The 22,616-nt window shown below is 40.5% G+C and carries 20 protein-coding genes and 1 other annotated feature; all 20 genes read right to left on the bottom strand.

The genetic code is table 11. The features are described 5' to 3' along the window. Positions 1-26: 26 nt before the first annotated feature. On the bottom strand, positions 27-989 hold the full coding sequence (opp4B, locus tag MHH37_RS04745) for an oligopeptide ABC transporter permease (protein ID WP_008403358.1): 963 nt from the start codon (positions 987-989) through the stop codon (positions 27-29). 1 nt (position 990) lies between these two features. Beyond that, positions 991-1,938: an ATP-binding cassette domain-containing protein gene (locus MHH37_RS04740; RefSeq protein ID WP_008403359.1), complete on the bottom strand. Its 948-nt coding sequence runs from the start codon at positions 1,936-1,938 to the stop codon at positions 991-993. After that, the gene (locus tag MHH37_RS04735) at positions 1,935-2,948 is read right to left on the bottom strand and encodes an ABC transporter ATP-binding protein (RefSeq protein ID WP_269764168.1); all 1,014 of its coding nucleotides are present in this window, start codon (positions 2,946-2,948) and stop codon (positions 1,935-1,937) included. Before MHH37_RS04735 ends, MHH37_RS04740 begins: the two co-directional genes overlap by 4 nt. A gap of 499 nt (positions 2,949-3,447) precedes the next feature. Beyond that, on the bottom strand, positions 3,448-4,080 hold the full coding sequence (gene pyrE, locus MHH37_RS04730) for an orotate phosphoribosyltransferase (RefSeq protein WP_342575246.1): 633 nt from the start codon (positions 4,078-4,080) through the stop codon (positions 3,448-3,450). Between the two features lies 1 nt (position 4,081). Further along, positions 4,082-4,789: an orotidine-5'-phosphate decarboxylase gene (gene pyrF / locus MHH37_RS04725; protein ID WP_342575245.1), complete on the bottom strand. Its 708-nt coding sequence runs from the start codon at positions 4,787-4,789 to the stop codon at positions 4,082-4,084. 1 nt (position 4,790) lies between these two features. Beyond that, complete coding sequence (locus tag MHH37_RS04720) at positions 4,791-5,702, bottom strand: dihydroorotate dehydrogenase (RefSeq protein WP_342575244.1); 912 nt, start codon at positions 5,700-5,702, stop codon at positions 4,791-4,793. Beyond that, on the bottom strand, positions 5,699-6,472 hold the full coding sequence (locus MHH37_RS04715) for a dihydroorotate dehydrogenase electron transfer subunit (protein ID WP_342575243.1): 774 nt from the start codon (positions 6,470-6,472) through the stop codon (positions 5,699-5,701). The genes MHH37_RS04720 and MHH37_RS04715 overlap by 4 nt, the downstream gene beginning before the upstream one ends. A gap of 1 nt (position 6,473) precedes the next feature. Next, positions 6,474-9,671: a carbamoyl-phosphate synthase large subunit gene (gene carB, locus MHH37_RS04710; RefSeq protein ID WP_342575241.1), complete on the bottom strand. Its 3,198-nt coding sequence runs from the start codon at positions 9,669-9,671 to the stop codon at positions 6,474-6,476. Further along, complete coding sequence (locus tag MHH37_RS04705) at positions 9,664-10,764, bottom strand: carbamoyl phosphate synthase small subunit (protein ID WP_342575239.1); 1,101 nt, start codon at positions 10,762-10,764, stop codon at positions 9,664-9,666. Before MHH37_RS04705 ends, carB begins: the two co-directional genes overlap by 8 nt. Continuing rightward, a complete protein-coding gene (locus MHH37_RS04700) occupies positions 10,764-12,038 on the bottom strand; it encodes a dihydroorotase (RefSeq protein WP_342575238.1) in 1,275 nt (424 codons plus the stop codon). The genes MHH37_RS04705 and MHH37_RS04700 overlap by 1 nt, the downstream gene beginning before the upstream one ends. Beyond that, a complete protein-coding gene (locus MHH37_RS04695) occupies positions 12,001-12,918 on the bottom strand; it encodes an aspartate carbamoyltransferase catalytic subunit (protein ID WP_342575236.1) in 918 nt (305 codons plus the stop codon). The genes MHH37_RS04700 and MHH37_RS04695 overlap by 38 nt, the downstream gene beginning before the upstream one ends. 247 nt (positions 12,919-13,165) lie before the next feature. Then, positions 13,166-14,464: a solute carrier family 23 protein gene (locus MHH37_RS04690; RefSeq protein WP_342575235.1), complete on the bottom strand. Its 1,299-nt coding sequence runs from the start codon at positions 14,462-14,464 to the stop codon at positions 13,166-13,168. Between the two features lie 22 nt (positions 14,465-14,486). Further along, positions 14,487-15,068: a bifunctional pyr operon transcriptional regulator/uracil phosphoribosyltransferase PyrR gene (gene pyrR, locus MHH37_RS04685; protein ID WP_269454588.1), complete on the bottom strand. Its 582-nt coding sequence runs from the start codon at positions 15,066-15,068 to the stop codon at positions 14,487-14,489. Between the two features lie 314 nt (positions 15,069-15,382). After that, positions 15,383-15,586, bottom strand: a complete 204-nt coding sequence (locus tag MHH37_RS04680) for a hypothetical protein (protein ID WP_342575234.1) — start codon at positions 15,584-15,586, stop codon at positions 15,383-15,385. A gap of 341 nt (positions 15,587-15,927) precedes the next feature. Continuing rightward, positions 15,928-16,830, bottom strand: a complete 903-nt coding sequence (locus MHH37_RS04675) for an RluA family pseudouridine synthase (RefSeq protein WP_008403374.1) — start codon at positions 16,828-16,830, stop codon at positions 15,928-15,930. Continuing rightward, positions 16,830-17,306 carry a signal peptidase II gene (gene lspA, locus MHH37_RS04670; protein WP_008403375.1) on the bottom strand — a complete coding sequence of 159 codons (477 nt, stop codon included), beginning with the start codon at positions 17,304-17,306 and terminating at the stop codon, positions 16,830-16,832. Before lspA ends, MHH37_RS04675 begins: the two co-directional genes overlap by 1 nt. Before the next feature lie 268 nt (positions 17,307-17,574). Beyond that, positions 17,575-17,901 carry an AzlD domain-containing protein gene (locus MHH37_RS04665; RefSeq protein ID WP_251689470.1) on the bottom strand — a complete coding sequence of 109 codons (327 nt, stop codon included), beginning with the start codon at positions 17,899-17,901 and terminating at the stop codon, positions 17,575-17,577. Then, a complete protein-coding gene (locus MHH37_RS04660) occupies positions 17,898-18,614 on the bottom strand; it encodes an AzlC family ABC transporter permease (protein ID WP_008403377.1) in 717 nt (238 codons plus the stop codon). The genes MHH37_RS04665 and MHH37_RS04660 overlap by 4 nt, the downstream gene beginning before the upstream one ends. Before the next feature lie 91 nt (positions 18,615-18,705). Then, on the bottom strand, positions 18,706-21,471 hold the full coding sequence (gene ileS, locus MHH37_RS04655; protein WP_342575232.1) for an isoleucine--tRNA ligase: 2,766 nt from the start codon (positions 21,469-21,471) through the stop codon (positions 18,706-18,708). Between the two features lie 224 nt (positions 21,472-21,695). Further along, positions 21,696-21,918: a binding site (T-box leader), on the bottom strand. A 66-nt stretch (positions 21,919-21,984) separates the two neighbouring features. Continuing rightward, positions 21,985-22,530, bottom strand: a complete 546-nt coding sequence (locus MHH37_RS04650) for a DivIVA domain-containing protein (RefSeq protein WP_008403380.1) — start codon at positions 22,528-22,530, stop codon at positions 21,985-21,987. Positions 22,531-22,616 lie beyond the last annotated feature (86 nt).

Genomic DNA, 22,616 nt, shown 5'->3' with positions numbered 1-22,616 from the left:
CTCCTTAGTCATTATTAATTGATTGATTAGTCTATGCGAATTCGCGGATCCACTATACTTAAGATAATATCGGATAATAGACTACCTAATAATGCTAAGAAGCCGTATAACATTACTAATGCCGTTATTACACTGTAGTCACGACTTGAAATGGACTCGACAAACAATTTACCCATTCCCGGATAAGCGAATACAGTTTCAATGAAAATCGATCCACCGAGTAAACCGGTAATCGTGAATCCTAAGAACGCTGCAATCGGTAACAAAGAGTTACGGAAGATATGACGTGAATATACTTTCTTCATCGGTATCCCTTTACTGCGTGCTGTTTTAACATAATCCATTGTTTTTGCATCAATAATTTCCGAACGTAAATATTGAATGACACCCGTCGTACCTAGCAGTGCATAGCTGGCTGCAGGTAACAATAAATGGTAGAATTTACTCCAATAATAACTCCAGGTTCCTGGATCTACCCCTATTTCCACCGTACCACTTGTCGGGAACCACATTAGTCGGTAACCGAAAATGAATACGAAAATTAAATACAGTACGAATGCAGGTATTGCATAAGAGATAAAGCTGTAAAGTACAATAGACTTATCTAAAAATGAATCGTGGTAACGTCCAGCCAGTACTCCTAGAGGAATTGCCAGCACATAAAGGAAAATTACACTAAGCAATGAAAGTAATAATGTGTTCATAGCACGATCCCCAATAATATCTGCAACCGGCTTTTTAAATGTATAACTTTGACCGAAGTCACCTTGTGCTGCATTTGTTATCCAGTTATAGTACTGTACATACCATGGATCATAAAAACCTGCTTTAACACGTAATTCTTCAATAACATTCGGATCTGTTTCAGGAGTAATTAATCCGGTAAATGGATCCCCTGGCATTTGTTTCGCTAATATGAAAATTAGGAGACTTAAAATAAATAGCTGCGGAATCATTATTAATACACGGCGAACTATCGTTTTCCACATACTATACACGCTCCTTTTCATCTTCAGACATTGCTACTCTATGTGAGTCTGAAATCGATTTTAAAGGATATACTTTTCCATCCTTATCGTAATATTTATGTTGTTCCTGGCGATATGCTGCTTCAACTTGCTGACGTTCAAGCTTACGTTCAATTCGAGTTTCAGGCTCAATATCAGGAATTGCAGAAAGCAGACGATTTGTATAAATATGCTGCGGATTTGTGTAAATATCTTCACGCTTACCTGTTTCTACGAATCTACCTTTATACATAATAGAAATGTGGTCACACATATGGCGAACAACACCTAAATCGTGAGAGATGAATAAATAACTAATTCCATATTGTTCCTGAATATCCTTCATAAAGTTTAAAACTTGTGCCTGTACGGATAAATCAAGTGCCGAAACGGGCTCATCAGCAATAATCATTTTTGGGTTACATGCAACAGCACGGGCAATCCCTAAACGTTGCTTTTGTCCACCAGAAAATTCGTGCGGATATTTAAGTAGTACGTCCTCTGACATCCCTACAATTGCCAGTAGCTCATTAATACGTTTGCGCTCTTCTTGCGGAGACAACTTCAGGAAATTACGAATTGGCTCTGCTAAAATATCTAATACACGTTTACGCGGGTTCATACTGGAATGTGAATCCTGGAATATCATCTGGATATCTCGGTTATAGGCTGAATCACGTTTACGGCGTGCATTTGTTACATCTTCACCTTCATAAAGAATACGGCCTGATGTAATTTTTTCCAACCCGATAATTGCTTTACCTGTAGTCGATTTACCTGAGCCCGATTCCCCTACAAGACCGTAAGTTTTCCCTCGGTCAAATTCCATCGTTACACCATCTACTGCGTAAACATGGTCAACTACTGTGTTAAAAAATCCACCTCGGATCGGATAGTGAACTTTTAAATCTTCTACTTGCATGAAACTCATTGATTTACGCTCCCTTCCTCATCCTCAAAATGGAAATCTTTCCAACATGTACAGCGTACAAGGTGGCCAGGAGCAACTTCATGAAGCTGTGGATTTGCTTCATGTGCTGATTGCGGAATCCAAGGGATACGTGATGAGAAACGGCAACCTTGGCGTGGTAACTTCATTAAAGAAGGAACCATCCCTTGAATTATTTCTAATTTTTCATTCTCACTGTTTGTTTGAGGAATTGATTTCAGTAAAGACCTTGTATACGGGTGCTTCGGGTTTCTGAATAATTCCACAACAGGTGCTTCCTCTATTACTTCTCCGGCATACATTACAGCTACTCGGTCCGCTACTTCAGCAACAACCCCTAAGTCATGTGTAATTAAAATAATGCCTGATTGAATTTCATCTTGTAGTGACTTTAATAAGTCTAAAATTTGCGCTTGGATTGTTACATCAAGCGCTGTTGTCGGTTCATCCGCAATAATGATTGCAGGCTTTCCTGATAATGCGATGGCGATCATGACACGCTGACGCATACCACCAGATAACTGATGCGGGAATTGACTTGCAACACGTTGCATATTCGCAATCCCTACTTGATCCAATAATTCAATAACACGTTTTTCACGTTGTTCTTTAGTTAATTTTGTATGATAAATTAACCCTTCCTCAATTTGCTCACCGATACGCATTAATGGGTTTAATGCAGAAAGTGGATCTTGGAAAATGAAACCGATGTCATTTCCTCTTAACTTATTAAACTGTTCATCTGTCAATTTAACTAAGTTTTGATTGTTGTAAAGAATTTCCCCTTCAACTTTTGTAGTAACAGAATTGTGCAACCCAACCACTGATGTTGCCAAAGTACTTTTCCCACAACCTGATTCACCAACAATTGCTAAAATCTCATTTTTGCGAAGCGTTAACGAAACATTGTCTACAGCTGGGTAGTATGTATCTTTAATTCGGAAACTCGTACGTAAATTTCGGATTTCTAATAATTCATTCGTAGACACTATATAACCGCTCCTTTCTCCTTAAACATACCTTCGACTCTGCTAAACTCGTTCTATAATTAAATTTTTCCAAATAGAATAAAATACCCTTATCAAAAAAATTTAAACCTTGCTAATACTCAGTCTTTTTAAAATATTAATTATTTGTTAATTTTTGTATTACATTGTAAATTATCCATAAAACATATTTACATGTCAATTATTAAACTTTCTAACTATTCTAATTTAACATTTTAAATTTATCAATAGCAAACTATTCTTTTAAGTTTAAATTTTCCGATAATTTATTTTAAAAATTAACGTTTAATGATTAAATTTATCGCTTTTCCAACATAAAACAACGAGAATTACTTTTAGGCTTTGTTTAATAAAAAAGCATTTCATTAAACTTCATTATTAAAAAAACTGATATTTCACATAATGGAATTATATAACTATAACAAAAACGTGTAAAGTATATTTTTAATAACTTCACACGTTTTTGAATATTTTTAATATTTTTTTATTTCAGTTTACCTGTTTTTAAATCTTGATGCCAATTTTTTAAGAAAGGAATGTCCTTTTCCTGAATGGCTGATGCCTCTTTTGCTGCATCGATTAAGTAATCAAAATTTGTTAATGAAACAAATTTCACGCCAGCTTCATCAAACGCCTGATCCGCTTTAGGCAAATTATATGTATACACACATACGACCCCTAACACTTCACAACCTGCATTGCGTAATGCTTCAACAGCAGTAATGGAAGAACCTCCTGTTGAAATGATATCCTCGATTACAACGACTTTTTGACCTTTTGCATATTTTCCTTCAATTTGATTTCCGCGGCCGTGCTCTTTTGCTTTTGAACGCACATAAACCATCGGCAATTGCATAATATCCGCTACCCATGCTGCATGAGGAATCCCCGCAGTTGCAGTACCCGCCACTACTTCACAGTCAGAAAAATGATCTTTAATTAATGAGGAAAGTCCATTGGCAAGCTGCTTGCGAATAACTGGATCCGAAATAGTTAAACGTGTATCGCAGTAAATTGGTGACTGAATTCCTGAAGCCCATGTAAATAAATCGGTCGGATTCAATTCCACCGCTCCTACTTTTAGCATTGCGTGTGCAATTTCGTTTTGTAATGACATTTTAATTAGCCTCCCATAAGTTACAAACTTCTTGATATGCTTTCACCGGATTGACGGCACCTGTAATGGCACGTCCTACAACAATAAGTGATGAGCCGTCTTTTTGAGCACCATCAGGGGTTGCAATACGCTGTTGATCATGTGCCTCCCCACCCAGCATACGGATTCCCGGTGTTACCCGTAAAAAGTCATCTCCGCATGCTTCACGAATAGCCTGTGCCTCATGAACAGAACAGACAACACCGTGAAGACCTGCTTGTTTTGTCAGCTGTGCATAATGTAAGACGGATTCTTTCAAAGATAGGGCAATTTTTTGCTCATCATGCATTCGCTGTTCAGTCGTAGAAGTCAGTTGTGTAACGGCAATTAACGCCGCTCTTTTAGCTCCTGCTGGTGTACCCGACTCCAAGCCTTCCAATGCACTTTCCATCATCATCCGTCCACCTGCTGCATGAACATTCACTAAATCCACACCTAGCCCTGCTAAGCCCTTCATTGCTGATTTCACTGTGTTCGGGATATCATGAAGCTTTAAGTCTAAAAATATATCATGTCCTTGTTCTTTTACTTTTCGGACAATAGTTGGGCCTTCCTGCATATACAGTTCCATCCCGATTTTAACGAAAAGTTTTTCTTCAAATTGTTCTAAAAAACCCATAACTTCTTTCTCACCAGGAAAATCTAAAGCAATAATTGGTTTTGTATTCATATTAACGGTGGCTCCTTCCGATAATTTCTGAAATATGCTTCACATTTAATGTATCAAGCAAGACCGGTAATTCCTCGATGATTGTCGGACATACGAAATGATCCACAAAGTTTGCTGTCCCTACTGCCACAGCTGATGCACCTGCAGACATAAAATCGATCACATCCTGTGCACAAGTCACTCCACCCATGCCGATAATCGGAATATTCACAGCTTTATAAACGTCATACACCATACGGATAGCTACCGGTTTAATGGCAGGACCTGATAAGCCGCCTGTCCCGTTTGCAATGACAGGTTTCCCTGTACGCTCGTCCAAACGCATACCCACAAGTGTATTAATCATCGTTATACCGTCCGCTCCGCCTGCTTCCACCGCTTTGGCAATGTCTACAATATTTGTCACGTTCGGAGATAGTTTCACATATACAGGTACACTTGAAACTGCCTTTACAGCAGCAGTTAACTGTCTAGCTGTTTCCGGATCTGTCCCGAATTGAATCCCGCCGCATTTTACATTCGGACAAGAAATATTTAATTCTAACGCCTTTATGTTAGAGGCCTTTGAAATACGGTCTGCTACTTCCACATAATCCGCAACTTCCGTGCCGGCAACATTGGCAATAACCGGGACATCATAGCTTTCCAAAAACTTCAGCTCTTCACCCATTACCTTTTCAATCCCTGGATTTTGCAGGCCGATCGCATTTAACATGCCTGCTGATGTTTCGGCTACACGCGGTGTCGGATTTCCTTTACGCGTTTCCACTGTTGTTGCTTTAATCATGATAGCACCTAGCTTTGATAAATCATAAAGCTGGGCATATTCGCGTCCAAAGCCAAAGCAGCCTGACGCGGGCATAATTGGATTTTTCAAGTCCAAACCTGGCAATTGTAAGTTTAATCGGCTCATAATGCCACAACTCCTTTCGGGAATACTGGCCCGTCTGAGCACACTTTTACATAGTCTTTTCCATAACCTTCTGTCGTATCGCATACACATGCAAAGCACGCACCGATTCCGCAGCCCATTCGTTCCTCAAAGGATAAGTACCCTTCTTTTTCAGGGTAATAGCCTTCTAAAGCACGAAGCATCGGCAATGGACCACATGAATAAAACAGATCGAACTCAGGCTTCACTTCATCAAATACTGTTGTAACAAACCCTTTCGTTCCCTTCGTGCCGTCTACTGTTGCATAGTAAGTATCGCCTAATGCAGTGAACTGTTCCTCGTAGAAGCATACATCCTCTGATTGGAAACCTAGAACATGGATCGTTTTCACGCCGCGCGCATTCAGTTGTTTCGCTAATTCATGGAGTGGCGGGACACCAATTCCCCCTCCTACTAAAAGCGCCGTCTGGCCGGGCTTTGCCGCTTCAACAGGAAACCCGTTCCCTAACGGACCTAACACATCCACGATTTCATTTTCCCGGTTTGTTGCCAGAAATTTCGTGCCACGGCCTTCAGCACGGTAAATCATCGTAAATTCATTTTTTTCTTTATCTACATTGGCAATACTGATTGGTCGACGTAACAAAGGTTCGAATGTATTTGACACCTTTACATGAACAAACTGGCCAGGCGTCATGTCCTGAACCAGTTGTCCTTGTAGTGTCAATTCGAAAATGTTCGTCGCAATTTGCTTTTGCGCTACAACTGTCATTTTCTCTTGACGAATCATTTTAGTGTACTACCTCCGCTTTCGGCATTTCTTCTGCTGTAAATGTCATTGATTCGATTACGCGCAGCATTGCTTCTGCTGTATCTAATGAAGTTAGGCATGGTACACCGTTTTCAACGGATTCTCGACGAATACGGAAACCATCACGTGCAGGCTGTTTCCCTTTTGTTAATGTATTGACAACTAATTGGGCTTCACCATTTTGAATCATATCGATCAATGTCTTCCCTTTACCGCCGATTTTCTCTACGACGTCAGTTTTAATACCCTTTTCTTCAAATGTTTTTGCTGTACCTTCTGTCGCTACGATACGGTAGCCGACTGTCGAGAAGCGTTTCGCCAGACTGATTGCTTCCTCTTTATCTTTATCCGATACAGTGAACAGGATTGTACCATGTGTTTTAATTTCCATTCCTGCTGCTACGAAACCTTTATATAATGCTTTTTCGTAAGTAGCGTCTTTCCCCATTACTTCCCCTGTTGATTTCATTTCAGGTCCTAATGTAATGTCGACACGGCGTAATTTTGCGAATGAGAATACCGGTACTTTTACGAATACGCCTTTCTGTTCTTGTGCCAGTCCTGTTGGATAGCCTTGTTCAATAATCGATTGACCAAGAATCGCTTTTGTTGCGATATTTGCCATTGGGATGTTTGTAATTTTACTTAAAAACGGTACAGTACGACTTGAGCGAGGATTTACTTCGATGACGTAAATTTCACCTTCACTCATTACATATTGGATATTCATTAAGCCGACAATACCAAGGCCTTTTGCCAGGCGAGTCGTATAGTCTACTAATATTTCTTTCTGAGCATCTGTTAACTTTTGTGGTGGATATACACTGATTGAGTCACCTGAGTGCACACCTGCTCGTTCAACATGTTCCATAATTCCTGGAATTAATACATTCTCACCGTCGCAAATTGCATCGACTTCAATTTCCTGTCCCGTTAAGTAACGGTCTACTAATACAGGGTGATCCGGTGATGCTTCAACCGCGTTTGTCATATAGTGAGCAAGCTCTTCCATGTTATAAACAATTTCCATTGCACGGCCGCCTAGTACATATGACGGGCGAACTAATACAGGGAAGCCTAAACCTTCTGCAATTTTCATCGCACCTTCTGCTGATGTTGCTGTATCGCCAGGAGGTTGCGGAATTTTCAGTTCTTGTAATGCCGTTTCGAACTTGTTACGGTTTTCAGCACGGTCAATATCTTCAAGTGTCGTCCCTAAAATTTTCACACCATTCGCTTCAAGCTTATCCGCTAAATTGATCGCTGTTTGCCCGCCGAACTGTACGACTACGCCGATTGGCTGTTCCAGATCAATAATGTGCATCACATCTTCAATTGTTAACGGCTCGAAGTATAATTTATCCGAAATCGAGAAGTCCGTCGAAACTGTTTCTGGATTTGAGTTAATGATGATCGCTTCATAGCCCGCTTCTTGAATTGCCCATACAGAGTGAACTGTTGCATAGTCGAACTCTACGCCTTGACCGATACGGATCGGACCTGAGCCGAGTACTACAACTGAAGGTTTGTCAGTTCGGATCGATTCATTTTCTTCCTCGTAAGTACCGTAGAAGTATGGTGTATTCGATTCGAATTCGGCCGCACATGTATCAACCATTTTATATACTGGAATAATGCCATGCTCTTTACGGAAATCATAAACCGCTTGCTCTTCCATTTCCCATAGCTGTGCAATTTTTTTATCTGCAAAGCCTAAACGTTTCGCTGTGCGTAAAACTTCCTGATTGCCTTTGTTCTCTGCCAATGTTGTTTCCATATCTACAATTTTTTTCAGCTTTGTTAAGAAGAACATGTCAATTGCAGACCATTCATGGATTTTTTCCACAGTAACACCACGTCGTATTGCTTCACCTATAAAGAATAGACGCTCATCCCCTGCTTTTTTAATACGCTTTTCAATCCATGTATCTGTTAATTCATCTGCATGTTTCATTTCAATATGCACATGGCCAGTTTCCAATGAACGGACAGCCTTTAAAATCGCTTCTTCAAATGTACGACCAAGTGCCATAACTTCCCCAGTCGCCTTCATTTGTGTACCAAGGTTACGTTTTGCCGATTCAAATTTATCAAATGGCCAACGTGGAATTTTTGCCACAATGTAGTCAAGTGCCGGCTCGAAGCACGCGAATGTTGAACCTGTAACAGGATTTTTAATCTCATCCAATGTAAGTCCTACAGCGATTTTTGCTGCAAGCTTCGCGATCGGGTATCCTGTCGCTTTTGATGCTAACGCAGATGATCGTGATACACGAGGGTTTACTTCAATTACATAGTACTGGAATGAGTATGGATCTAATGCAAGCTGTACGTTACAGCCACCTTCGATTTTTAATGCGCGAATAATATCAAGTGAAATGTTACGCAGCATTTGGTTTTCACGGTCTGATAAAGTTTGTGTTGGCGCCACGACAATTGAGTCACCTGTATGGATACCGACCGGGTCAAAGTTTTCCATGTTACATACAACGATCGCATTATCTGCCGCATCACGCATTACTTCATATTCAATCTCTTTAAAGCCTGCGATTGATTTTTCCAGTAAACATTGCGTTACAGGCGAGTATTTTAAACCAGACGTTACAATTTCCTGTAAGTCCTGATCGTTGTAGCAAATTCCGCCGCCTGTTCCGCCAAGTGTGAATGCCGGACGGACGATTACCGGATAACCGATTTTCGCAACGAACGCTTTCGCTTCTTCCATGTTATGGATAATATCAGACTCTGGAACCGGTGCACCAAGTTCATACATTAAGTTTCGGAATAAATCACGGTCTTCAGCTTTATGAATCGCATCCAATTTTGTACCAAGAATTTCAATTCCTAGTTCATCTAAAATTCCAGACTCATCAAGCTCGATTGCCATATTTAACCCTGTTTGACCACCTAATGTAGAAAGAATTGCATCCGGACGCTCTTTCCGTAAAATTCGCGATACAAATTCAAGGCTGATTGGCTCGATATATACTTTGTCTGCGATCTCAGTATCCGTCATAATTGTCGCCGGGTTCGAGTTGATTAAAATTACTTTATAGCCCTCTTCTTTTAACGATAGACATGCTTGTGTCCCTGCATAGTCAAACTCTGCTGCTTGACCGATTACGATCGGACCTGAGCCGATTACTAAAATTGTATTTATATCTGTACGTTTAGGCATATTGGTTCTCCTTTGCTGCTTCGATTTTCATCATTTCGATAAATTCGTCAAATAGGTAGTTTGAATCTTCAGGACCTGGTGATGCTTCCGGGTGATACTGCACAGTGAAAATCGGATAATTCTTATGGCGAACCCCTTCACAAGTACCATCATTTAAAGCGACATGTGTTAACTCTAGATCTGTATCCTTTAATGATTCAATATCGATTGCATAGCCATGGTTTTGGCTCGTTAAATCCGTGCGACCAGTACGAAGGTTTTTAACCGGATGATTTCCGCCTCGGTGACCGAATGGCAGTTTAAACGATTTTGCGCCACAAGCTAGTGAAAACAGTTGATGCCCTAAACAAATACCGAAGATTGGCACTTTTCCGATTAGTCCTTTAATTGTTTCGATTCCTTCTGTTACATCTTCCGGGTTTCCTGGACCGTTCGAAAGCATGATGCCATCCGGATGCATTGCTAAAATTTGCTCGGCTGTCGTGTTATAAGGTACGACCAGTACATCACAGTCACGCTTGTTTAATTCGCGTAAAATACCGTGCTTCATTCCGAAGTCGATCAGCACGACACGTTTTCCGCGTCCTGGTGACGGGTATGCCGCTTTTGGCGATACTTCGCGCACATGGTGTGTAATATAAGGTGTCTCCTGTAATTGAGCTACGATCTTTGCGATATCCACTTCGGCATTCGCTTCAGTTAAAATCGCTCGTACAGCTCCTTTTGCACGAATAATGCGCGTTAATTTTCTTGTATCGATTCCTTCTATGCCAGGGATATCTTGTGTTGCCAAGTAATCCCCTAAAGACATATCCGAGCGCCAGTTTGATGGCTGCTCTGCCAATTCACGTACGACAAAACCGCGGATTGCAGGAGTAATTGCTTCAAAGTCATCACGGTTAATGCCGTAATTTCCGACTAACGGGTATGTTAATGTAACAATTTGCCCGTAAAATGATGGGTCTGAAATAGTTTCCTGGTAGCCTGTCATCCCTGTAGTAAATACAACTTCTCCTTGACTCGCTTTGTCGCTTCCAAATGCAGTACCTGTAAATACAGTGCCATCTTCTAAGATTAGTAAACGCTTCTTCATTATTCTGCCTCCTGATATACAATATTGCCTTCAAACATCGTTACTACCGGCCATCCTTTTGCAGTCCATCCGTTAAATGGTGTGTTACGTCCTTTTGAGACAAACCCTTCTGCATCAATTGTCTGTTCTTTATCCAAATCGATTAGTACAAGATCCGCTGAAGCGCCTACTTCCAATGTTCCGTATGGAAGATCGAAAATTTGGGCTGCCTTTACACTCATCCAGTCGACTAATTGCTTCAATTTCCATTTCCCTGTCTCTACAAAATTTGTATACAATAACGGGAATGCTGTCTCAAAACCAACAATACCGAATGGTGCCCCAACCATACCGCAGCATTTTTCTTCTGCTGTATGCGGTGCATGGTCTGTTGCGATACAGTCGATCGTACCGTCAAGCAGTGCTGCATGCAGTGAATCTTTATCGTCTGCAGCACGTAATGGCGGGTTCATCTTCCAGTTAGCATCATCAGATGATATATCCATTTCTTCTAACAATAGATGGTGTGGACAAACTTCCGCTGTCACTTTAATTCCTGCTGCTTTTGCATCCCTTACAGCGCGTACGGATTCTTTCGTCGATACATGACATACATGGTATCGTGCACCAGCCGCTTCAGCCAGCAGTACATCTCGAGCAATCTGTACGGACTCGCAAATTGAAGGAATCCCTGGTAAACCAAGTTCTTTATTTCGCTTTCCTTCATGCATAACCCCATCGTAAATAAGTGAATTATCTTCACAGTGTGCTACGACAACCGCATCGAGCTTTGCTGCCTGCTGCATTTGCTCATACATGGTCGACGCTAGCTGAATACCGATGCCGTCATCCGAGAAAGCGACTGCCCCCTGTTCTTTTAACTCTTGCATATTCGTGCGGACTTCTCCGGAAATATCTTTCGTTAATGAGCCATATGGTAAAACGCGGATTACTGCACTTTCTTTGATCAATCCGTTAATGAGCTGCATATTTTCTACTGAATCCGGTACCGGCTTTGTATTTGGCATCGCACAAATTGTTGTGAAACCGCCTTTTGCTGCAGATGCAGAACCTGTTGCAATCGTTTCTTTATGTTCAAAGCCAGGCTCACGTAAATGGGTATGTACATCGACAAAACCGGGTGATGCGAAATGGCCATTCCCGTCAATCACCGTAGCGCCAGCTGGAATGTCTCCATTAATTGAAGCGATTTTGCCGTTTTCTATTACAATAGTAGAAACTACTAATTCGCCTTCCTCATTGAGTAGCTTCACATTTTGTATAACTGTTGTCATTTTGATCTCTTCCTTTCAAAATCGTTTCTAAAATGGCCATTCGTGTAAATACACCGTTTCGCACTTGTTCGAAAATGCGGGAACGACTGCATTCTACAAGGGCATCCGCAATTTCCACATCGCGGTTTACCGGTGCCGGGTGCATAATGATGGCCCTCTCTTTCATCCGCTGTTCACGTTCAATCGTTAAACCATACTCTTCATGGTAGCTTTCTTTTGAAAAGTTTTTACTTACGGAGTGACGTTCATGCTGGATTCGCAGCAGCATAATGACATCGCTGTCTTCTAGCACTTCATCCCAGCTATGTGCCGCTTCAAAATTGCCTGCCCATGCCGGCGGACAAAGGAATCGAACATTTGCCCCTAATCGAGTAAGTGCTGTCGCATTTGATTTTGCGACACGGCTATGTGAAATATCACCGACGATCGTAATATTCAAGTCTTCAAATCGACCGAACTCTTTTTGGATCGTATATAAATCCAGCAATGACTGGGAAGGATGTTGGCCAGCGCCATCACCTGCATTAATGACCGCACACCCGATGCCTTCTAGAAGCTCGTTGTAATATTCATCTTCCTTATCTCGAATAACGACAGCATCGATTCCGATCATTTCCAATGTTTTGACTGTATCGTACAGCGTTTCTCCCTTTGTCGTGCTGGAAAACTCGGCATCAAACGGTATAACAGTACATCCTAGTCGACGCTCCGCCATTTCAAAGCTCGTTTTTGTACGTGTACTTGGCTCAAAGAAAAGGTTTGCTACATGAAATTCGCGTTGTAACACAGGGTTTTCCCCATTTTCGAAATGCTGTGCTCGATTTAAAATCATCATTATTTCTTCATTTGACAAATGTTCCATCGATAATAAATTTTTCATGTGAGTGCCTCCGCTTATATCAATTACGCCCCGGCGCAAATGCTAGCTTGATATTATTTTATTACATTATGAATATTTAATCTACTTTTTGTTTAAATATACAATATCTCGTCATAAATAAGCCTCGCTATCATCATTAGCGAGGCTTGGAAGGTGTGACAAGGTAAGGTATCATTCTAAAAATGATCCTTTCATGCATGTCATACCCTTCCTTGCCTCTCTGGACAATCTTTAAAAGGTATTTCTTTTATTCTTCTGTTTCGTAAATATCTTTTTCTGTTACTTCACGACCTGGCAATACCAGGTTCAAGATGACACCGATAATCGACGCTAATGCCATTCCTTCAATCGCAAAGCTTTCCGTAAAGCGCATTGCCGCCCCGCCAATTCCGACTACTAATATTACGGATGCAATGACCATGTTACGGTTATTTCCGAAGTCTACTTTGCTCTCCACTAACATACGTAAACCACTTGCTGCAATAATCCCGAATAACAGGATTGAAATACCGCCAAGTACTGCTGTCGGGATTGTTTCAATCAGTGCCATCAGCTGACCCGAAAATGATACTACAATGGCCACAACTGCTGCTCCTAAAATTACATACACTGAATATACACGTGTGATAGCAAGAACCCCGATGTTTTCGCCGTATGTTGTTTTTGGCGGACCGCCGATCAGTGCTGAAGCAAATGTTCCAAGGCCATCACCTAACAGCGAACGATGTAAGCCCGGCTCTTTAATGAAGTTGCGGTTTACAACTTTCCCTAATACTAGCTGGTGGCCGATATGTTCTGAAATCGTCACAATGACAATCGGCACCATTCCGATAAAAATTGCGCCGGTAAGTTGGAAGTCATAGTGTACACCAGGGATTAAAAAGTCCGGCAATGCGAAGAACTTTGCATTTTTGACAGCTGTGAAGTCAACGATTCCGATGATGACCGAATAAATATAACCAACGATAATCCCCATTAAAATTGGCATTGCACTTAAAATGTTTTTAAAGAATACTGTGAAAATAATCGCAGTAGCTAACGTTACCAATGCCGCCGAGAAGTGAAGGCCGCTATATTCGCCGTCTACATTCATCGCCATATCGACTGCCGTGCCAGATAACCCTAATCCGATAACGATAATTACTGGTGCAACGACAATCGGCGGTAAAATATTCATCAGCCATTTGTAGCCTGTTTTCCAGATTAATAATGCTACGATTGCGTATACAACACCGACCATCATTGCTCCGATCATTGCATTTCCAGGGTTGATTGCAACACCTGCTTCCGATAAGCCTGCTACCAATATAATCGGAGAGATAAAGGCAAATGATGAACCTAAGTAAGCCGGTACTTTAAACTGTGTAATGATCAAAAAGATAATTGTCGCAATTCCGCTTGTTAAAAGTGCAATGGATGGGCTTAACCCGACTAATTTTGGTACTAAAATTGTTGATCCGAACATGGCAAACATGTGCTGGAAACTAAATGTAATCAGCTGCCCTACTGTAGGTTTTTCATGAATATCCAATACTGCTTTTGTCATGATGTTCTCTCCCTGTATTCACTTATTCCTCAAATTTATGAATTGTTACAATATCTTCTTTGTCTGTTTCTACGAGATTGACGACAATGCGTTCAGCGCTTGATGTCGGGATATTTTTCCCTACATAGTCAGCACGTATCGGCAATTCACGGTGGCCCCGGTCAACGAGAACCCCAAGCTGGATTTGCGCCGGTCTCCCTAAGTCCATAATGGCATCCAATGCTGCACGTACTGTTCTTCCTGTATAAAGAACATCATCAATCAGCACAACTTTCTGTTCCTTTACTTCGTGCTCAATATCAACTTGCTTAACCTGTGCCTGCTCGTGCTTAGGTGTTAAATCATCTCGGTACAATGTAATATCAAGCTCTCCTGTGCGAATTGCTTTTCCTTCAATCGATTCGATTCTTTCCGCAAGCCGTCTTGCCAAATAGGCACCGCGTGTTTTAATCCCGACTAAAATCACTTCATCAATGCCTTTGTTACGTTCAATAATTTCGTGTGCAATTCGTGTAATCGCACGGTTCATCGATGGGCCATCAAGTAATACTGTAAAATTTTCCATGGTGCTGCTCCTTTCGTTTTTTCCATGTTCACTGGGTATGATCAATGTAAATTTCAAACAAAAAACCCTCTAGAAAGTTCTAGAGGGTTTGAAAAGTCATGTTGAAAAACTGCACACGGGTATTTTTGCGCACAAAAATTCCGTTGCTTCACATTATCCCTTCTCAGCCTCTCTGGACTGCCATTAAAGGTGAACAATATTCAGATTGATTTGATTTGCTGTGACTACCTGCTTGCTCTCGTCAAGTTCTGTAGTCCACTGTTGTCAGTATAGGCTTGATTATTTAATAAGTCAACTAACTTAGCGAAGGTCAGACAACTAAAATTTAATGTTAGAAAAGTTTGAATATTATTTTATATTTGGTCTTGGTAGGGATTTTCTAATAAGTGTGCTGTATGTTCTAATATATTTTTAAATCTTCTAATAAAAGCTGTATCTTCTAATATATTGGCGCATTGTTCAAATAAGTATGCGTGATTTTCTAATAAAGCTCCCCAATGTGCTAATATGTACTGAGTATTTTCTAATATCCTCTTCAAATGTTCTAATAAAATCAATTTAAGCTACTCGAAAGCCTTTGCATGCAAAAGGTAATGTCTCAATTCGAACCAATTTCCATCCGTTTTCTAATAAAAGCCATACATCTTCTAATATCGCCGCAACTTCTTCTAATATCCACTGCGAATGTTCTAATTTAGGCTATGTGAATGCCTCTACATACCGAAATTACACCCCAAATTGAACCCCTTCCCAGTCATTTTCTAATAAAAGCTCTTCATCTTCTAATATCGCCGACCTACTTTCTAATATCCTCTTCAATAGTTCTAATAAAGCCGACCACAAACCTTCCCTAACTAAAAAACAGCCGCCCCCTATATAAGGAGCCGGCTGTTCAAAATTATCCGCGTAATTCTTCTATTAATTGTTTGAAATCTTCCGGTAGCGGTGATTCAAACTCTAAATATTCTTTCGTTACAGGATGGATAAATCCTAATACACCAGCATGTAATACTTGGCCGCCGAAATCGATTGTTTTTCTTGGACCGTATTTTGGATCTCCTGCTAACGGGAAACCGATATAGTTCATATGCACACGAATTTGGTGTGTACGGCCTGTTTCAAGACGGCACTCCACTAAAGTAAACTCACCGAAACGCTCGATCACTTGGAAATGTGTAACCGCATGCTTGCCTTTATCGACAACTGCCTGCTTTTGACGGTCTTTCTGGTCACGGCCGATTGGAGCATCAATTGTTCCTTTTTCATGCGCAATATGACCATGTACTAAAGCCGTATACTTACGTGTTACCGATTTTTCAACAAGCTGATTAACAAGACTTTCATGGGCAACATCATTTTTTGCAACCATTAATAAACCGGACGTATCCTTATCAATACGGTGTACAATACCTGGACGTGCCACACCGTTAATGCCGGATAAGTCTTTGCAATGATGCATTAAACCATTTACTAATGTGCCGGTTGCATGGCCTGGTGCCGGGTGAACAACCATTCCGCGCGGTTTATTCACAACTAAAACGTCCGCATCTTCGTAAACGATTTCCAAATTTAAATCTTCTGGAATGATTTCCAAATCTTCTACTTCCGGAACCGTTACTTCAATAACGTCGCCTTGCTTCACTTTATATTTTGCTTTTACAGCTGCACCGTTTACTAAAATACGTTCTTCATCCAGCCAGTTACTAATTTGCGAACGTGACCAAGATTCTTCCATTTGTGAAAGTGCCTTATCGATACGTTCCCCTGCAAATTCTTCTATTGTTAATGTGACTACTGTCATTATTTCACCTTTTTCTTATCCTTTTTTTCTTCTAGTATGATCGTAATGAAAAGCATTACAACAGCAATTGTCAAAGCTGCGTCCGCTATATTGAAGATCGGGAAATGATAATTGATTACCGGTATATAAACATCGACAAAATCAACTACTTCTCCACGGAATAATCGGTCAATAAAGTTACCAACCGCGCCACCTAATAACAGCATTAAGCTTACATGAAAAAGTGGCTTCCCTTTTGCTTCTGTATGATTAAAATAAATAATGGCGATAATGACAGCAACTGTAACAACTGAGAACAACCACATTTGTCCTTCCAACATGCCCCATGCCGCACCACGGTTACGATGCGATAAAATGCCAAACCAAGGATCCCATACACTGATGCGTTCCCCTAATTCCATATTTTTAACAATGAGCCACTTTGTCCATTGATCCAAAATGACTGCAATTATTGCGATTCCGTAATATTTATACACAGCAAATCCTCCGTTTACGATATATCTTACCTATTTTAACATAATATCAGACCATCTGATATTTTTAATGTGTGAAAAGTGACAATAAAAGCAGCAGCTTATACTTTTTAGGTGAAAGATCTACTTTTCATACTAAAGATTCTACTTTCGGTGATCAAGTTTCTACATTCGAATCCACATTAGCTAATAAAAGAGCGGCCACTACATTTCATATGAAAAAGCTTGTTTAGTCACATTCAACTAAACAAGCTCAAAATCCTCTAAACCTTCAACCAAAAAATAATCGCAATCCTGCCATTGTCAATACTCCGGCAATGACTGTTTTCGATAAACTTTTTGTAAGTAAAGCAATAAATAACGTAGGAATAAACGCCATCACATTAAGCCAATGAACCGTAACGATCGCTTCTTCTTTTTCGAAGAAACCTTCAATTACAAGGGCAGACAATATACAAACAGGTATGTAGGCAAGCCATCGCAGCACGATTTTCGGCATCTTCATATTTTTCACTAATATAAACGGCAATATTCTAGGAATCCACGTTACTAGGGCGCATCCTAAAATTAGTAATACCATCGCTACCGAGGTTGTCATTTTTCCAATGCCACCCCAATCGTTGCAACAATTACGGTTGATAACAGGACAGCTAAATGCCCGGGCATAAAGTAAAGCATCCCGTACATGCTGATAACCATAATGAGGATCAGTTTTATGTAATGCATTAATTTTTCTTTTGGAATGCTCGCAAGTGTCAGAACAAGCAGTGCGACAAACATTGCCACCAAAGCATAGTCCAGTCCCCACTTTTCCGGGTCTGGCAGCCATTGCCCGATAATGCCGCCTATTGAGCATGCCGCAATCCAAGTCGTATACGCTGTAATGTTTAAACCGTCCATCCACTTCCCGCCAAGACGTCCTTCTTTTCCGGCACTAACGACAGAAACACCAAATGTTTCATCTGTCAGCAATGTCCCAAACCCGATATTACGCAGCGTGGAATACTTTGTGAAATATGGGGCAATAGTCAAAGACATAAGCAAGTGCCGTAAATTGACGATAAAAATGGTAGCAATGACCGCCGTTACAGGGGCACCGGCTAAATACAGGCCACAAAAGATAAACTGGGCGGATCCTGCATATACAAGTACCGAAAGTAAAAATACTTCCAATACCGAAATTCCTGAAGCAATTCCGACAACACCAAATGCAAGACCGATGCTAATATAGCCGAGCAATGTCGGCACACAGTCTTTTACCCCCTGCAGAAACGTATCAGGAGTTAATGGCTTCTGTTCGATTCGTTCCAAAATGTACAACTCCTAAATAATTTATTTTTTCAAAAAATAAATAAGGTATAAAGGAACGCCATTGCCAAAATGGCAATAGCGTTCCGGATTTTTATACGTAATAGTTTTCTACAACATCTGCACAACGTTTACATAATGTAGGGTGATTTTCACTTGCGCCTACTGTTTCTGAAATTGTCCAGCAACGCTCACATTTTTCCCCATCAGCTTTTTCAACAACTAACGCTGTTTTATCAAGTACCAACGCTTCTGCAGGTGCATTTTCCTTACTGCCTGCGATAACGAATTGAGATACAATTGAAAGCTGTGCAAAATCGATGTTTGCATCATTCAATAGCTCGACTGTTTCACTATCTGCATAAACCGAAATTTTTGCTTCCAGTGATTTACCGATTGTTTTTGCATTACGCGCTTCTTCCAATGCTTTTAACACTTCATTGCGTACTGCAATTACTTTTACCCACTTCGTACGTAGTTCTGCAAAGTTTGCCTGTTCTACTACTTCAGGGAAATCTGTTAATTGGACAGATTGTGGCTTACCATCGAATTCGATGTAGCTCCATAACTCTTCAGTCGTATGTGGAATAATTGGCGTTAATAGTTTTACTAGTGCCATTAATGTATCATACATAACCGTTTGCATTGCACGACGGTCTTTATTATCTGTTCCTTCGATATATACAACATCCTTTGCGATATCCAAGTAGAATGAAGAAAGCTCGATAGCTACAAAGTTATTTACAGTTGTGTATACAGTTGAGAAGTCATAACGGTCATAAGCTTCACGGATTGTTTTTACAACATCCTGTAAGCGCATGTACATATACTGATCCATTTCACGTAATTCTTCATAAGCTACACGGTCAGTTGTTTCGTTAAAGTCAGTCACATTTCCGTGCAGGAAGCGCAATGTATTACGCACTTTACGGTATGTTTCAGAAACTTGCTTCAACATATCCATTGAAATTCGAACATCGCCTGTATAGTCGACAGATGCTACCCACATACGAATGATGTCGGCACCATATTGGTTCATTACTTTAATCGGGTCAATCGTGTTGCCAAGTGATTTAGACATTTTGCGTCCTTCACCGTCCAATACGAAACCATGTGTTAATAAACCTTTATATGGTGCATGGCCATTAATTGCAACAGATGTAATTAATGATGAGTTGAACCAGCCGCGGTGTTGGTCAGATCCTTCAAGATAAAGGTCAGCAGGATATTTCAGTCCACGCTCTACAAGCACACCTTGGTGAGATGATCCTGAGTCGAACCATACGTCCATAATGTCGTTCTCTTTAGTAAACTTGCCGTTCGGGCTACCTTCATGTGTAAAGCCTTCTGGAAGCAAGTCTTTCGCTTCACGCTGGAACCAAATATTTGAACCGTGTTCACGGAACAATTTTGAAATATGTGCGATTGTTTCTGGTGTGATGATCGGTGTTTCATCTTCCGCATAGAAAATCGGAATTGGCACACCCCATGCACGCTGACGAGAAATTACCCAGTCACCGCGATCACGGATCATATTGTAAAGACGAGTTTCGCCCCATGCCGGTGTAAATTCTGTCGCTTTTACGGCATCTAATAATTCATCACGGAACATTTCAACAGATGCAAACCATTGTGGTGTTGCACGGTAAATTACCGGTTTTTTCGTACGCCAGTCATGCGGGTATGAGTGTGTAAATTTAGAAACATGCAATAATGCATTTTCTTCTTTTAATTTTTCAATAACAACCGGATTTGCTTTTTCGTAGAATAATTCTTCAAAACCAGGTGCTTCATTTGTATAGCAGCCACCGTTATCTACTGGTGATAAAATGTCAAGACCATAGCGTTTCCCGATCTGATAGTCGTCTTCACCGTGTCCCGGCGCTGTGTGTACACAACCCGTACCAGCATCAGCAGTTACGTGGTCACCAACCATTACTAATGAATCACGTTTGTAAATAGGATGTTCTGCAACGATCATATCAAGCTGTTCACCTTGTACTTCCTGAACGATTTGAACATCTTCCCAACCAAATGTTGCTGATAACTTTTCAAGTAAATCTTTTGCTACGATATATTTGCTGCCGTTTGTTTCAACGACAACATAAGTGAATTCAGGGTTCACTGAAATCCCTAAGTTTGCTGGAATTGTCCATGGCGTTGTTGTCCAGATGACAAATTTAGCATCTGCCGGTACTACGCCTTTGCTGTCTTTAATGCCGAATGCAACATAAATTGAATACGATTCAACATCTTTATACTCGATTTCCGCTTCTGCCAATGCAGATTCAGAAGACGGTGACCAATAGACTGGTTTTAAGCCTTTATAAATATAGCCTTTCTCTGCCATTTTCCCGAATACTTCGATTTGACGTGCTTCGAATTCAGGTTTTAATGTAATATATGGATTTGCCCAGTCACCACGTACACCTAGACGACGGAATTGGCTTTTTTGGTTTTCAATTTGTTCATAAGCATATTTCTCACAAAGTTCACGGAATTCTGCAACCGACATTTCTTTGCGTTTAACACCTTTATTTGTCAGTGCCTGCTCGATTGGTAAACCGTGTGTATCCCAACCTGGAATATAAGGTACATGGAATCCTGACATTGATTTTTGGCGGTTAATCATATCTTTGATAACTTTGTTTAATGCGTGACCGATATGGATGTCTCCGTTTGCATATGGAGGGCCATCATGCAACAAGTAGTGAGGACGATCTTTTGTACGCTCCAGTACTAGCTTGTTGATATCCATTTCATCCCATTGTGCTTGAACTTGCGGTTCCTTTGTTGGTAAACCGCCGCGCATAGGGAAGTCGGTTTTCGGCATTAATAACGTGTCTTTATACTCTACCATTTTAAATTCCTCCTAATGATCTTATCGATTGCTGATTGTTGATTTTCAATTCTGCTGGGAGTCAACACGATGTTGGTCACGAATGCGGAATGCGATGTCACAGGACGTGACGATTTTAGCATTTGTTCCCCCTTCATTCCAATCAACAATTTCAGTATGATTTTTTTAATGCTCTAAAGGATTTGAAAGCTTTTCAAACAACAAAAAAGCCCCTCCATCCCTGTAAAAGGGACGAGGAGCATTAGTCTCGTGGTACCACCCTAAATTCGCTAAATAAAATTAGCCTCATTAGACACTGTAACGTCGTGTGCTACGAAATAACTTACTTGAATTTCAGTTATTTAGCTCAGGAGTGATTTTCGATTTAACTTGCTTCGTTCGAGCTCTCACCATCCTCGAATCGCTAACCCACAATGTCAAATTTACTGTCTCCGTCAAAGCATGATGCAAGTGCATCCTATTCATTATTTTTCAGTATATGAAAAGGCTGTATAAAATGTCAAGTACCGTTGACTAATACACGGCATTTTCGTCATTTTGGTTCTCTTCATTGGTTTCTTTACGATTGTGGTCCTGAATTTCCGTTAAGTCCACATCATATTCCAGTAACTGATCCCAATCGCCTGTATTCAGTAAATCAAGCTGTGCTTCCACCAACATTTTAAATCTGTTGCGGAATACTTTCGACTGTTTTTTCAATTCGTCAATCTCAATCGTTATTTTTCTTGCTTTTGCCAATGCGTCATTTACAATACGATCTGCATTTTTTTCAGCTTCTTTAACGATGAGCTTTGCTTCTTTTTCGGAATTGCGACGAACTTCGCCAGCTGCCTCTTGAGCAACAACAATTGATTTCTGTAATGTGTCTTCCAATGAATTGTAATGATTCATCTGTTCTGACATCATCTTAATCTTTTCTTCAAGCTCTTTTTTCTCGCGTAAAACAATCTCATAATCTTTTATAATCTGATCTAAAAATTCATTTACTTCGTCTTCTGCATATCCACGGAACCCACGTGTAAACTCCTTATTATGTATATCAAGAGGTGATAATGGCATATCGTTCTACTCTCCTTTTTACGTACATTCTTACAAGTATTATAAACGTTTCTTTTGGGAATAACATCATGTTTTCCTAAAAAACA

The sequence above is a fragment of the Solibacillus sp. FSL K6-1781 genome (assembly GCF_038630735.1).
GTDB lineage: Bacteria > Bacillota > Bacilli > Bacillales_A > Planococcaceae > Solibacillus > Solibacillus silvestris.
This window is presented reverse-complemented; position numbering and strand designations above follow the sequence as displayed.

Bases quoted from the DNA above. Each gene is read 5' to 3' on its own strand.
- pyrF (WP_342575245.1), bottom strand. From the start codon at position 4,789: ATGAATACAAAACCAATTATTGCTTTAGATTTTCCTGGTGAGAAAGAA.
- MHH37_RS04705 (WP_342575239.1), bottom strand. From the start codon at position 10,764: ATGAAGAAGCGTTTACTAATCTTAGAAGATGGCACTGTATTTACAGGT.
- MHH37_RS04740 (WP_008403359.1), bottom strand. From the start codon at position 1,938: ATGAGTTTCATGCAAGTAGAAGATTTAAAAGTTCACTATCCGATCCGA.
- MHH37_RS04700 (WP_342575238.1), bottom strand. From the start codon at position 12,038: ATGACAACAGTTATACAAAATGTGAAGCTACTCAATGAGGAAGGCGAA.
- MHH37_RS04695 (WP_342575236.1), bottom strand. From the start codon at position 12,918: ATGAAAAATTTATTATCGATGGAACATTTGTCAAATGAAGAAATAATG.
- ileS (WP_342575232.1), bottom strand. From the start codon at position 21,471: ATGGTAGAGTATAAAGACACGTTATTAATGCCGAAAACCGACTTCCCT.
- MHH37_RS04720 (WP_342575244.1), bottom strand. From the start codon at position 5,702: ATGAGCCGATTAAACTTACAATTGCCAGGTTTGGACTTGAAAAATCCA.
- pyrE (WP_342575246.1), bottom strand. From the start codon at position 4,080: ATGTCATTACAAAACGAAATTGCACACGCAATGCTAAAAGTAGGAGCG.
- carB (WP_342575241.1), bottom strand. From the start codon at position 9,671: ATGCCTAAACGTACAGATATAAATACAATTTTAGTAATCGGCTCAGGT.
- MHH37_RS04650 (WP_008403380.1), bottom strand. From the start codon at position 22,530: ATGCCATTATCACCTCTTGATATACATAATAAGGAGTTTACACGTGGG.
- opp4B (WP_008403358.1), bottom strand. From the start codon at position 989: ATGTGGAAAACGATAGTTCGCCGTGTATTAATAATGATTCCGCAGCTA.
- MHH37_RS04675 (WP_008403374.1), bottom strand. From the start codon at position 16,830: ATGACAGTAGTCACATTAACAATAGAAGAATTTGCAGGGGAACGTATC.
- MHH37_RS04665 (WP_251689470.1), bottom strand. From the start codon at position 17,901: ATGACAACCTCGGTAGCGATGGTATTACTAATTTTAGGATGCGCCCTA.
- MHH37_RS04690 (WP_342575235.1), bottom strand. From the start codon at position 14,464: ATGACAAAAGCAGTATTGGATATTCATGAAAAACCTACAGTAGGGCAG.
- MHH37_RS04715 (WP_342575243.1), bottom strand. From the start codon at position 6,472: ATGATTCGTCAAGAGAAAATGACAGTTGTAGCGCAAAAGCAAATTGCG.